11 protein-coding genes and 1 tRNA gene are annotated in these 12,700 nt (G+C 42.9%); 2 read left to right on the forward strand and 10 right to left on the reverse strand.

Going from position 1 to position 12,700, the window contains the following annotated elements:
• Positions 1-46 precede the first annotated feature (46 nt).
• From asd to M2R47_RS02925, 3 genes are all read right to left on the reverse strand, one after another.
• Entirely contained in the window at positions 47-1,165 is a 1,119-nt protein-coding gene (gene asd / locus M2R47_RS02915) for an aspartate-semialdehyde dehydrogenase (RefSeq protein WP_249098719.1), read from the reverse strand.
• Between the two features lie 471 nt (positions 1,166-1,636).
• Positions 1,637-2,860: a glycosyltransferase family 4 protein gene (locus M2R47_RS02920; RefSeq protein WP_249098645.1), complete on the reverse strand. Its 1,224-nt coding sequence runs from the start codon at positions 2,858-2,860 to the stop codon at positions 1,637-1,639.
• The gene (locus M2R47_RS02925; protein ID WP_249098647.1) at positions 2,857-3,336 is read right to left on the reverse strand and encodes a peroxiredoxin; all 480 of its coding nucleotides are present in this window, start codon (positions 3,334-3,336) and stop codon (positions 2,857-2,859) included. Before M2R47_RS02925 ends, M2R47_RS02920 begins: the two co-directional genes overlap by 4 nt.
• A gap of 183 nt (positions 3,337-3,519) precedes the next feature.
• On the opposite strand from M2R47_RS02925, the gene M2R47_RS02930 reads away from it, so the two are divergent.
• Positions 3,520-4,833 (forward strand): NCS2 family permease, encoded by a 1,314-nt coding sequence (locus M2R47_RS02930; protein ID WP_249098650.1) that lies wholly within the window; start codon positions 3,520-3,522, stop codon positions 4,831-4,833.
• A gap of 129 nt (positions 4,834-4,962) precedes the next feature.
• Here M2R47_RS02930 and M2R47_RS02935 read toward each other — a convergent pair whose 3' ends face one another.
• Positions 4,963-5,538, reverse strand: coding sequence for a TetR/AcrR family transcriptional regulator (locus tag M2R47_RS02935; protein WP_249098653.1), 576 nt, complete (start codon positions 5,536-5,538; stop codon positions 4,963-4,965).
• A gap of 166 nt (positions 5,539-5,704) precedes the next feature.
• Complete coding sequence (gene queC / locus M2R47_RS02940) at positions 5,705-6,412, reverse strand: 7-cyano-7-deazaguanine synthase QueC (RefSeq protein WP_249098656.1); 708 nt, start codon at positions 6,410-6,412, stop codon at positions 5,705-5,707.
• A 117-nt stretch (positions 6,413-6,529) separates the two neighbouring features.
• Between queC and M2R47_RS02945 the strand changes: the two genes are divergently transcribed.
• Positions 6,530-7,159 (forward strand): MarC family protein, encoded by a 630-nt coding sequence (locus M2R47_RS02945; protein ID WP_249098658.1) that lies wholly within the window; start codon positions 6,530-6,532, stop codon positions 7,157-7,159.
• Between the two features lie 87 nt (positions 7,160-7,246).
• On the opposite strand, the gene trpC is transcribed toward M2R47_RS02945, so the two are convergent.
• The 5 genes from trpC to M2R47_RS02970 all read right to left on the reverse strand — a co-directional run bounded on the left by trpC (position 7,247) and on the right by M2R47_RS02970 (position 12,678).
• On the reverse strand, positions 7,247-8,083 hold the full coding sequence (gene trpC / locus M2R47_RS02950) for an indole-3-glycerol phosphate synthase TrpC (protein ID WP_249098660.1): 837 nt from the start codon (positions 8,081-8,083) through the stop codon (positions 7,247-7,249).
• A 41-nt stretch (positions 8,084-8,124) separates the two neighbouring features.
• Positions 8,125-9,216, reverse strand: a complete 1,092-nt coding sequence (gene trpD / locus M2R47_RS02955) for an anthranilate phosphoribosyltransferase (protein WP_249098663.1) — start codon at positions 9,214-9,216, stop codon at positions 8,125-8,127.
• A 22-nt stretch (positions 9,217-9,238) separates the two neighbouring features.
• The gene (locus tag M2R47_RS02960) at positions 9,239-9,862 is read right to left on the reverse strand and encodes an anthranilate synthase component II (protein ID WP_249098665.1); all 624 of its coding nucleotides are present in this window, start codon (positions 9,860-9,862) and stop codon (positions 9,239-9,241) included.
• A gap of 1,130 nt (positions 9,863-10,992) precedes the next feature.
• Positions 10,993-12,477: a 30S ribosomal protein S12 methylthiotransferase RimO gene (rimO, locus tag M2R47_RS02965; RefSeq protein ID WP_249098668.1), complete on the reverse strand. Its 1,485-nt coding sequence runs from the start codon at positions 12,475-12,477 to the stop codon at positions 10,993-10,995.
• 124 nt (positions 12,478-12,601) lie between these two features.
• Positions 12,602-12,678 (reverse strand) — tRNA-Asp (locus tag M2R47_RS02970).
• Positions 12,679-12,700: the final 22 nt, after the last annotated feature.

A 12,700-nucleotide genomic window follows, 5' to 3' on the forward strand; every position in this document is an offset into this window, starting at 1 on the left:
TGACGCATAATAAAAGCACGCCACTGCGTGCTTTTAGGGTTGGCTATTAAATGCGACCTTGTATGATAGCAAGCATGCGACGAAGTGGTTCGGCTGCACCCCATAATAACTGATCTCCGACGGTAAAGGCACTGAGATATTCGCCGCCCATATTCATCTTGCGTAGGCGACCGACGGCAACTTTGAGTGTGCCAGTTACCGCTACTGGTGTCAGTCGCTCCATGCTTGCTGACTTGTCATTTTCTACAACATCCAGCCACGGATTGTCGCTGGCACGCAGGGCTTGTTCTATTTGTGATAAGGGAATGTCCTTGTTCAGCTTGATGGTTAGGGCTTGGCTATGGCAACGCATGGCACCGATACGCACACAAATTCCGTCAATGTTAATCAATTCATCACCAGATTTTCCAAGTATTTTATTGGTTTCGGCTTGACCTTTAAACTCTTCTCTGGATTGACCATTCTCTAGCTGGCTGTCAATGTAGGGAATTAAGCTGCCTGCCAATACCGCACCAAAATTTTGTTTTGGAAAATCATCAGCACGCTGTGTATTGGCAATCGTCCGATCAATCTCTAAGATGGCGGAAGCTGGATCATTCAGCTTGTCAGACACGCTATCGTGCAACACGCCCATTCCAGTAATCAATTCACGCATGTTGGCGGCACCTGCACCAGATGCAGCTTGGTAAGTCATCGCAGACACCCATTCTACCCAACCACGGCGGAACAATTCACCGATTGCCATCAGCATCAGGCTGACTGTACAATTACCACCAATGAAGTCTTTTTTGCCCGCTGCTAATGCTTGGTCAATCACATGGCGATTCATGGGGTCTAAGATGATGATGGCATCATGATCCATACGCAGAGTGCTTGCAGCATCAATCCAATAGCCATTCCAACCCAAATCTCTTAGGGCGGGGTGTATGGCTTTGGTGTAGTCGCCACCTTGACAGGTGATGATGGCATCACATTTGGCAAGTTCGTTGATGTCGTTTGCATCTTTTAAAGTGCCTGCATCCACGCCGAAATTGGGAGCGTCGCCACCAGCATTGCTGGTTGAAAAAAACACAGGCGTTATGTGATCAAAATCACCTTCTTCAACCATGCGAGCCATGAGTACAGAGCCAACCATGCCACGCCAACCAACCAGACCAACTGCCATTTTTTTTGCCATCATTTCCACCTTTGGGTCATAAAAATAACTGTCTAAATTTCGCTTGGATTAAGCGATGTGAATGCTTAACTAAGCATAAAAGAAAGCATATAACTATGCACTGTTATTGATGAAAAATCAAGCTTTTTTTGTGGTTTTTTGATGAAGTTTTTTAAGCAAAATTTGCCTTATTATTTTGCCTTTATTGTTACAATCCGTCAAACATGATTTTGATTGGGGTGGTGATGAGGGTGGATTGTTGATTGTCGGTAAAATCTTACAAGCTTTGATGGTAATGACTGATGGTATGTGACATGTTTTGCCTTTATAATGCACGCCATAGTATCAAGGATTGAATAGGCAAGGACGCTTAGGAATGATTCTTATGGATAAGCTTTACCCAAATGCCCAGTTTACCCAAGCTGGGTATTTTTTTATCTGTATTGTCTGTCATCGATTGACCGTGTTTTTTCTTGCGTTTTATTCATCAATGCGAATGCAGACCAGATTATCATGACGATCGCTTTTGACCAGTTGGCAGTTTGGTACGAGCGACTGATAAATGGCAAGCGTTTCGGCGGTCATTTGTTCGATGGTGTACTGATGTGTCATGTTAGGGCGTAATCGGTTTTGTAGATGAGATTTGACCGTGCGACATAAAGCGATGGCAGTTTCTTCTTTAACCAATCCTTGTGGATAGGTGGCGGTGAGAATGTCGGCAAACGCTCCTTTTGCCCAGCCGATGACAGGTGTACCAAGATGAATGGCCTGTAAAGCAGTCATGCCAATGCTTTCAGGATAATTTGCCAAAGCAAGTACGATATTGGCAGATGAAAGCCACTCTTTCATATCAGGTGGTTGTCTGCCGATGAAAGTAACACGGTCATTTAAGCCTAAGGTATGTATGCGTTGAATGAATTCTTCGTGAGCGACATCTTGGTCGGTAGGATCGGTTTCCAAATCTTCAGCAATGATGGCGTGAATGTCTGGGAATTTCTCCTTTAAATTTCCTAAAATATCCACAAGCCATTCTTGACCATACTCTGTGCCGATGGGTGTGGGGAAGAGCAGCCATTTTTTATGCTCCAATTCTGGATATTCGGTAAATACACTATGTAGCCAATATACCGATGAATTGTGTCGATAAGGATAAGTACGCACATCAACCCCACGACGCACGCAGATGATGTCAAAAGGATGATTTTGAATATTAAGCATCTCTTGTTTTTGCAGGATTTTGTCTTTTAGATATTTATGAATGCTTAAAGATGCTGTGATGATGACATCAGAATAGAATAATGCTCGTGAATAAGAATTGATGGGATAAAAGCCATATATGGTGGCAATGACTTTTGGGTGTTCTGTTTTTGGTAATAGTCTTAGCGTCCAGTGCAGCACCCAGGCAGGCGTGCGAGAATGTACATGAATGATGTCTGGTCGGTGTGTTTGAATGATTTTTTTAAGCTTGAAAACATGTTTTAATGCCCACCATGATTTTTTTGGCATTGGTAATTTTTGATACACAGTGCCATCACGCATTAGGCGTATGACCAGTTCGCAATCTTCATCTGCTGACCCAATGACGACTGACTCATGACCTGCGCGCATGAGTGCGTGAGTGATGGCATAAATGCCACGCTCGGCTTCGTCGTGTTTGAGTGATGATGACAGATGCAGTACTTTCATCTTTTTTTGGCTCGTCATAGAATATCTAGTAAAGCTTGTGCGTGTCCCTTTGCTTTAATGTTGCGAAAGCTTGCTTTGATTTGCCCATGTTCATCAAAAACGAAAGTGGAGCGAACGATGCCAAGATGAGTTTTGCCGTACATCTTTTTTTCTTTGATGACATCAAAATGTTGGCATAGTGCTTCATCAGCATCACTGATTAAAGCAATGCCCAATGATTTTTTATGGATAAAGTTGTGATGCGACTTGATGCCATCACGAGACACGCCGATGATTTGATAGCCTTTATCGCCGAACTGTGTTTTTAGTTGGGTGAATTCACTGGCTTGGACACTACAGCCTACCGTGTTGTCTTTGGGATAAAAATACAGAATCAGACCTTGATGATTGTCTTTAACAAAATCAACCAAATTGATGGTTTTTTCTATGCCATCTTGAACCATCATGACATCAAAGTCGGGTAGGCAGATGGATTCTCGGGACTCTTTCATCATTTAAAACACCATTTTAATAGTTTGATGGTTGTAGAAATCAGCATATTTTAACCAAAAAATTGATTGTTGTGTGTAGAAAATTTTTGTAACTTTGTTTATGATAAATTGTAAAAATTATCACTATTTAGTAAAATTATTAATTTTTTATTGTTGTTTCCATCATTGTTTTTTTATGGGTTTTTTATGTCTTTATCCTCTTTTTTTAAACTTGGTGAACGCAAGACAACCATTCGCCAAGAGATTTTGGCTGGCTTAACGACTTTTTTGGCGATGGTGTATTCCGTCATTGTTGTGCCAAACATGCTTAGTAACGCAGGCTTTCCTGCTGAATCTGTGTTCATTGCCACTTGCCTTGTGGCAGGTCTTGGGTCAATTTTCATTGGTCTTTGGGCAAATGTGCCAATGGCGATTGGGTGTGCCATCAGTTTGACGGCATTCACAGCATTTAGCTTGGTACTTGGTCAAGGCATCAGCGTGCCTGTGGCGTTGGGTGCGATTTTTTTAATGGGTGTGTTGTTCACGCTGATTTCCGTTACAGGCATTCGTGCTTGGATTCTGCGAAATCTGCCCATATCGATTGCTCATGGTGCAGGCATTGGCATCGGTTTGTTTTTATTGCTGATTGCTGCCAATGGCGTGGGGCTGGTTGTGAGTAATGAAGCGGGCTTGCCTGTTAAGATGGGTGAGTTTACCTCGTTTCCTGTCATCATGTCTTTACTTGGTCTAGCGGCAATCATTGGTTTGGAACGCAGAAAAATTAAAGGAAGTATTCTATGGGTAATCATCGCCATCACAGTGATTGGGCTTATCTTTGATTCGAATGTTAAGTTTGGTGGAGAAATTTTTAAATTACCCAGCGTTTCAGGCGATTCATTATTTTTTAGTATGGACTTAATGGGCGCATTGAATGCAGCGGTGTTGCCTGCAGTTTTTGCCCTTGTGATGACAGCGGTATTTGATGCGACAGGAACGATTCGTGCGGTGGCAGGACAGGCGGATTTGATCGATCAAGATGGTCAAATCATTCATGGTGGTCGTGCTTTAACCTCAGATTCGGTGTCTAGCATTTTTTCTGGTCTGTTTGGCACGGCACCTGCAGCAGTGTATATTGAGTCTGCGGCAGGTACGGCTGTGGGCGGTAAGACAGGTTTGACTGCAGTGGTTGTTGGCTTGCTGTTTTTACTCATGCTGTTTTTTGGACCTTTGGCATTTTTAGTACCCAGCTACGCAACCGCACCTGCATTGATGTATGTGGGTTTGCTCATGCTTAGTAATGTTTCCAAACTGGATTTTGATGATTTTGTGGGTGCAATGAGTGGTTTGGTGTGTGCGGTATTTATCGTCTTGACTGCGAACATCGTTACAGGCATCATGTTGGGTTTTGCAGGCTTGGTGCTTGGTCGTGTGATGGCAGGCGAGTTTGATGAATTGAATGCTGGTACCGTGATCATAGCGGTGGTACTGGTGGCATTTTATGCGTTGGGCTATGCGATTTAATATCATTGATTGCTTTTACTGAATAAAAAAAATCATCAATTTGCTGATCAAATTGATGATTTTTAATTGGCATTTTGACAATCTAGATAAATTGACATGATCATTGCTAAAAACTATAAACCACCAAACTCACCCCAAACTTGTGGTGTTTCTGATCTCATCAATCAAACCAACCAGATACGCATGCAGCATTGGCAAATTGTCAGATGATAGATTATTTAGCCACGCACCATCTGCTGCACATCGAATGGCGAATAGTCGTATGTCATCATCGGTGGTGGCATGGCTTTGCAGTTTTTGATTCAGCCATTCATTCCAAAAATTGACCAGCTTGCTTTCAGCATTCATGGCACGAACCAATCCTGCCCAATCACTAGATAAGCCAATGCTTTGATTGGTAAAAAATACATTCACATAAGCATGAGTAAATACGCCTTTTTGCTTACCAATTTGTTCGATTTCCTGCAAGATGGCTGTGTTGATTTGGGCGATGAACAATCCAAAAACCGACTCAATAAGTTCATCTTTATTTTTAAAGTGGTGGAATAATCCGCCCTTGCTTGTGCCAGCAGCATCCGCCACTTTTTGCATGGAAATGTTGGCAATGCCATCTGCTAGCATGATATTTTTGGCGGCGATGAGAATGCTGTGTCGAAGCAGTTGCGGATTGTTTTTGCGTTTTGTTTTGGGTGATTGATTATCCATATAGGTTTCCTTGGGAGGTGATGATTTGCAGGCGTCTGTGGGTCAATACTGATCATAATGAATGACGCATCCATTGATGATGTGATGAAAAAATAAAAAGTCCGACTGGTCGGTATCTAAAATAGAGTGGAGCACCTTTTAAAATCAGTTGGGTGTATTGCCCATCTTAAATGATGCTTACTGATGACACATAGCGAGTGGGATCGTTAACGCCAGCGTCAATAAACCCTTGTCGGCGTAAAGAGCAACTGTCGCACACACCACAAGCATGTCCATCGGCATCAGCTTGATAGCAAGATACGGTTTGCCCATAGTCCACGCCAAGCGACAAACCCAATTCTAATGTTTGGGCTTTCGATAGGTATTGTAAAGGAGCGACTACGGATAATTGGTTTCCTGCACGCCCTGCAACAGTAGCAAGATTGGCAAGATGCTCAAAGGCTTGAATAAAGTCTGGTCGGCAATCAGGATAGCCAGAAAAATCCACCGAGCTGACGCCGATGACGATGTGGTTGGCACCCATTACCTCAGCGACTGCCAATGCGTAGGACAAAAAAATCGTATTGCGAGCTGGTACATAGGTAACAGGAACGGCATTTGAGTTGGCGTCATAATTTGGCACATTAATGCTTTGGTCGGTGAGTGCTGACCCGCCAAGCCAAGCGATGTCAATGTCAATAATGCGATGATTCACCCCCAGTCTTTGGGTGATTTTTTGTGCGGCGATAAGCTCGCTAGAATGACGCTGACCATAGCGAAAACTGATGGCGGTAATTTCTTTGAAATTTGCCTTAGCCCAGTAAAGACAGGTGGTGGAGTCAAGCCCACCAGAGAACAGAACGATGGCTTTTTTATCGTAAAAATCAGGATTCATGGCATAAAATGATGAAAAAATTGATAAAATTTTACCATAAAAATACAGATTATGGTGAGATTTTAGTGGTGCTTATGGTAGAATATTTTGCATGATGTTTTTAATAAAAGAAAGTCTATGGATACAGAACTGATAAAAATCATCTTGGCATTTGTGGTGCTGATCAACCCATTTAGCGTGCTTGGATTGTTTTTAAACATTACTAAAGGATATGGCGTTCAAGACCGCAAAAAGGTTGCTCAAATTGCTTGTTTGACGGTATTAATTACCATCAGCTTTTTTACGCTGCTGGGCGAAGCTTTGCTAAAAATACTGGGAATCTCAGTTGGTTCATTCCAAGTGGCAGGTGGCATTTTGGTGTTTTTGATTGCCATCAATATGATGAACGGTGGGGGCAATCCTGTCAAACCAAAGGAAGACGAGGTGGAGGTTAATTCCTCATTGGCAGCATCAGCGGTCGTGCCATTGGCCATTCCGATGATGATTGGTCCAGGTGGCATTTCGGCGGTGATTATTTATAGCAGCCAAGTAAAAGATTTTTTTCAAGTGGGCATGATGCTCATCGCAGGTCTGTGCATCAGTGTGTTTTGTTATGCCTCACTCATGGCGGCAGGGCGTATCAGTCGATTTTTGGGGGATACGGGGCTGAATATCTTAAGTCGTGTCATGGGCATGCTTTTAGCGGCAGTTGCCATTGAGATTTTGGTTCATGGGTTAAGAGCGATTTTCCCTGGTTTGTTACACTGACTTTGATTTGATGAATTAAAATCAATCAATGCTAAATTTAGGTTTTTTGATTTTAATTCATCGGTAGCAGTTTGAATTGTTTAAATCTCAAACACTTGCCAAAAGATTTGCCAATGCCTGTCCTGCATCATCGGTCTTCATGAATTGTTCACCGATTAAAAAGTGATGAATGTTGTTTTTTTGCATAAAATGAATGTCATCAGCATTATTGATACCGCTTTCAGACACGACCAATGCGTCATCGCCAAGAGCATCAAATAGCTGTTGAGATAGACGGATGCTGTGTGCCAAATCCACCTGAAATGTGTTTAGATCTCGATTGTTAATGCCGTAAATGTTGTGCATGCTTTTGGGTAATTTTAAGGCACGCTCAAGCTCATCTTGAGTATGAATTTCTATCAGCGTGTCCATGCCAAGACCGATGGCAATTTCATGCAGTCTTCTGACCATCTTATCATCAAGGCAAGCCATAATGAGTAAAATGCAATCCGCTCCTAGGGCGTAAGATTCATAAATGTGGTAATCATCAACCATGAAGTCTTTACGCAAAACAGGCAAATCACATGCTTGACGAGCTGCTTGCATGTAGTCATCATGACCCAAAAAATAATCACGATCGGTCAATACTGACAAACAAGTCGCCCCAGCTTTTGCGTAATTTTGGGCGGTGACGATGGGGTCAAAATTTTGGCAAATCACACCTTTTGAAGGACTGGCTTTCTTAATTTCGCTGATGATGCCAACTTGACCAGCAGAGATGGCAACACCACGCAGAGCATTGGCAAACCCTCTTGGCGTGTCGGTTTTTTGTTTGATGATGTCAAGCAGTTGTTCTTGACTGACCTTCGCTTTGGCGAGTCTGATCTCTTGGTGCTTGGTGGTAACGATTTTTTGTAAAATGCTGGGGGTATTTGCTTGAGTCATGACGATGTTCCGTTGGAGGGGGGGGCTTGTCTTGTATTGGACTAGATGGTTTTGAATGCTTGAGTGAACTGTACGAAATCTTTCATTTTTTGTCGTGCCATTCCGTCATCAATGATATTTTTGGCGATTTGCACACCGTGTTTGAGTGTTGTTGCTTGACCAGCAACATAAATCGCTGCACCTGCATTAAAAGCAATCATTGATTGAGCTTTTTGAATGAGTGAATCGTCTGAACGACCAGATAGGGCGGTTTCTATGAGTGCCAAACTGTCTTTTGATGAACTGACACCAAGGCCATCTAGATTTTGTACTGTCAGGTCGACATCTTCTGGGGTGATGATGTGATCGCGTACCACGCCATCTTTTAATTCGCTAACGAAATTTTGACCTGCTAGGCTAAATTCATCCAGCCCATCTGCTGAATGCACAACAATGGCATGATGACTTCCCAGATTTTTTAAGACATGAGCAAGCGGATTGCATAATTTAGCATCAAAAACACCAATCACTTGATTGACGACGCCAGCAGGATTGGTGAGCGGTCCTAAGACATTAAATATGGTCCGCACCTTTAATTGGCCGCGAACCCCAGCAGCATGTTTCATTGCTTGATGATGATTGGGAGCAAATAAGAATCCTAAATGCTGTGTTTGCAAGCATTGCAGTAATTCGCCATGAGTCAGATCCAAGCATGCGCCAGCGGTTTGTAATAAGTCGGAGGACCCTGACTTGGTAGACACGCCACGATTGCCGTGCTTAGCGACAATCGCACCGCTACTTGCGATGACGAAACTGGCTGCAGTTGAAACATTAAAGAGATTGGCACCATCACCTCCTGTGCCAACAATATCCACCACATGAGTCAAGCTGGGCAATGTGATGCCATCAGCCAATGTTTTCATGACGGTGGCTGCGGCAGTGATTTCATCAATACTTTCACCTTTGGTGCGCAATGCCACCAAAATCGCCCCCATCAAGGCATCAGGACAACGCCCATGCATGATGGCAAGCATGACCGAACGCATGACAAGAGCATCTAAATCTTGCCCTTGTAATAAGATGTTTAAGGCATGACTCAAAAACTGCTGAATCTCTGTATCGTCTAATGTATGAATGTTATCGACGGTAATCACGGCATTCCTTATCTAAGAACAGTCAGGCGACTTGTGGTAAGTTGGTATTGTTTAATTTGGCAAGTCCATGATGTCGCAGAAAATTATTAAAAATCTGATAACCATGTTCGCTTAGTATGGATTCTGGGTGAAATTGCACACCTTCTATCGCCAAAGTCTTGTGTCGGACGCCCATAATTTCCCCCATGGAGCCGTCGGCACTCTCTGTCCATGCGGTGACTTCCAGACAATCTGGTAGGGTTGCTTTATCAATCACAAGCGAATGATAGCGAGTGGCATTGAACGGTTTTGGTAAATCTTCAAAAACTCCCACGCCGTAATGATGAATGGGTGATAGTCTGCCGTGCATGACTTCGCTGGCTCTGATGACCTGCCCGCCAAATGCTTGACCAATCGCCTGATGACCCAGACAAACCCCCAAAATGGGAATGCGACCAGCTAAGTCATGCAGGATGGGCAAGGTAACCCCAGCTTCGGTAGGGCTGCAAGGACCAGGGCCTAAAATGATGGCTTTGGGGGAGAGTTCTACAATGTTGTCTAGAGTGGTTTCGTTATTACGCAATACTTTGATGTTTTGTTGTAATTCGCCAAAATACTGCACGATATTGTAGGTAAAACTACAATAGTTATCAATCATTAAAATCATATAAAGTTCAACTCCTTGATTTTATTAGTATTTTTATCAAAATACATATAACCACACTCGATATTGCATTCAAGCAACACACTCTTTTTTTGAGTATGTCTTGCCATCTTCGTTGTCGATGAGCTGCATTCTATAGACCATCAATGGCATGGGTTACCGCTGTTTTGATGTTGATATTTTACCATTCTTATGCGATATAAATCAAACTCCTGATGAAAACTCATGCTTCATTGGTGCGTGATAAGCATTTTAAAATCACTTGATCAGTGGTGATGTTTGATAAAGGCTTGCCATCAAGAAATATGCCGCCGACCAACATGCCAAGTGTGAAACTGACGGCATTTAAAAACACAACTTGACAAAAGCGTTAATAAAACCTACCTTTTGTGATAGGTTGTGCTGAGTGATGATAAAGCAATGCTAAAAGATGGCATGAAAAAGACGGTGCGAGCATTTCGGATAAATGGGAAAGTGATGTATATGGACATCACGAAAGTATTTTTATCCACATACACTGAGGTTGAATGTTCGGCAACAAAATAAGGTGCGGTACCGCTGAGGATGCCATTAAAATCGACAGTATGGGTGATTCGTAAAATCCCTATAATCTGCTTGTAGGGAATAACCACCTGCGTCGTATCATCAACGCCCTAAGAGCCGTATCGCCTTTAGTGGTGTTTACTATGGCGTAAGTAGCGTCTGTACCTCTAGTAGATAACAATACCCTCATCGTGTTTATGACATCGCCGTTTGCATTTCTTAGGGGGGTTGATTTGTCAAAAACCGTTCTAAGTCTTTATCTGTATCAAGGGCTATTAGCGTATTGCCATATGCCTTAGCCTCTACCTGTTCAGCGTTTTTAGAAGTTGGTTTTTTTCCTGCATTTGTTTTTTATCTGTCATCAGGTTTGATGATTTTGCAATTTGCTTCCGCATGGGTGTTTTTTCATCATGATTAATATCTAGTTTGGTGTTAAGTTTGGTGGTTTTAAGGCTGGCAAGCTTGCCTTTATATTTAAGTTCATTTCGCTTTTTAGGGCTTTGTTGATCAGTTGAGTGGAATACAAAAGCAAAACCTTGTGATGGCGGTTTTGCTTTTTTTGGTGGCTTGAATTGAGGTTTTTTTAAACATCAATCACGGAAGCTGGCGAACAAATCGTATTCGCTGGCTTCATCAATCACGACGGTTAAGAAGTCGCCAACCCTGACGCTGTCATCAATGTTGTCAACATAAACATGACCATCAATTTCTGGTGCGTCTGCATAACTGCGACAAATAGCGATATTTTCTTCGACATCAATCTCATCAACCAGCACTACCAATTTTTGACCGACTTTTTCTTGAAGTTTCTCTTCGCTGATGGCCTGAGCGACCGCCATGAATCGCTCATAGCGATCTTGTTTTACCGCTTCTGGAACAGGGTTTGGCAAATCATTTGCTACCGCACCGTCAATCTCTGAATAGGTAAAGCAACCCACCCGATCAAGTCGAGCTTGTTTTAACCAAGTGAGTAAATACTCAAAATCTTCTTCTGTCTCCCCAGGAAAACCCACCACAAAAGTTGAACGAATTACGATGTTTGGACAAATCTTCCGCCAGGCATGAATGCGATCAAGGGTGTTTTCACTCATTGCAGGGCGTTTCATTGCTTTTAGGACATTTGGACTGGCGTGCTGAAACGGAATGTCTAAATAGGGCAATAGGCCACCTTGACCATTGCTTTTTGCCATACTTTCTGCCATGATTTGTACCACATGATCCACATGTGGATAAGGGTACACATAATGTAAGCGAACCCAAATGCCAAGCTTTGCCATTGCTTCACACATATCAAAAAACTTGGTTTTTAGTGGTTGACCTTCCCAAAAAGTGGTTTTGTATTTAAGATCCACCCCATAAGCAGAAGTGTCTTGACTGATGATGAGTAGCTCTTTTACGCCAGATTTTTTCAAGGCGACCGCTTCTTTCATCACGCTATCAATGGTGCGAGAGACCAAATCACCACGCAAGGAGGGAATGATGCAAAAAGTACAACGATGATTACAGCCTTCAGAAATTTTAAGGTAGGCATAGTGCTTGGGTGTTAGTTTGATGCCAGCATCATCAATCAAATCAATCTTTGGGTCATAAGCTTTATTTTTGATGGGTTTAGGAACATGATGCGTAACCGCCGAGATGACTTCTTCGTAAGCATGGGCGCCAGTGACTGCCAGTACGGCAGGGTGCATGGTGCGAATCTTATCAGCATCTTTGCCTAAGCAGCCTGTTACAATGACACGACCATTTTGATTGATGGCTTCACCAATCGCATCAAGTGACTCTTGTACTGCTGACTCAATGAAGCCACAAGTATTAACCACAACCAAATCCGCCCCATCATAGTCCTTAGCGACTTGGTAGCCTTCTTTGGTAAGTTCGGTGATGATTCGTTCACTATCCACCAATGCTTTTGGGCAACCTAATGATACAAAACCAATTTTTGGTGTGATGACATCACTCATTGATGTGGCAAGTTGGGCGGATTGCTCAATGCTGCGATTTTGGTTGTGATTGGCTTTATGATGAGTTGCTTTGTTATGATTTGGTTGTTTTGGATGAAAAGTTTGAACGGTCATGAGCTGTCTTATCGATGGCTGAATAAAGGAGTATGATAACATAAATACCGATCGCACATGCGACTTGGGTGGGCGATGGATAAGTAAAAAGCCCTAAATCAAAAGATTTAGGGCTTTTCAATAGTGGCGCAGCGGACGGGGCTCGAACCCGCGACCCCCGGCGTGACAGGCCGGTATTCTGACCAACTGAACTACCGCTGCGAACATGGTGGGCGGTAACGGA

The sequence above is a fragment of the Moraxella oculi genome (genome assembly GCF_023336735.1).
In the GTDB taxonomy this organism is placed as follows: domain Bacteria; phylum Pseudomonadota; class Gammaproteobacteria; order Pseudomonadales; family Moraxellaceae; genus Moraxella; species Moraxella oculi.

Excerpts from the sequence above, each read along its gene's own strand:
- asd (WP_249098719.1), bottom strand. The coding sequence starts at position 1,165 with ATGGCAGTTGGTCTGGTTGGTTGGCGTGGCATGGTTGGCTCTGTACTC.
- M2R47_RS02920 (WP_249098645.1), bottom strand. The coding sequence starts at position 2,860 with ATGACGAGCCAAAAAAAGATGAAAGTACTGCATCTGTCATCATCACTC.
- rimO (WP_249098668.1), bottom strand. The coding sequence starts at position 12,477 with ATGACCGTTCAAACTTTTCATCCAAAACAACCAAATCATAACAAAGCA.
- M2R47_RS02930 (WP_249098650.1), top strand. The coding sequence starts at position 3,520 with ATGTCTTTATCCTCTTTTTTTAAACTTGGTGAACGCAAGACAACCATT.
- M2R47_RS02925 (WP_249098647.1), bottom strand. The coding sequence starts at position 3,336 with ATGATGAAAGAGTCCCGAGAATCCATCTGCCTACCCGACTTTGATGTC.
- trpC (WP_249098660.1), bottom strand. The coding sequence starts at position 8,083 with ATGACTCAAGCAAATACCCCCAGCATTTTACAAAAAATCGTTACCACC.
- M2R47_RS02960 (WP_249098665.1), bottom strand. The coding sequence starts at position 9,862 with ATGATTTTAATGATTGATAACTATTGTAGTTTTACCTACAATATCGTG.
- M2R47_RS02945 (WP_249098658.1), top strand. The coding sequence starts at position 6,530 with ATGGATACAGAACTGATAAAAATCATCTTGGCATTTGTGGTGCTGATC.
- M2R47_RS02935 (WP_249098653.1), bottom strand. The coding sequence starts at position 5,538 with ATGGATAATCAATCACCCAAAACAAAACGCAAAAACAATCCGCAACTG.
- queC (WP_249098656.1), bottom strand. The coding sequence starts at position 6,412 with ATGAATCCTGATTTTTACGATAAAAAAGCCATCGTTCTGTTCTCTGGT.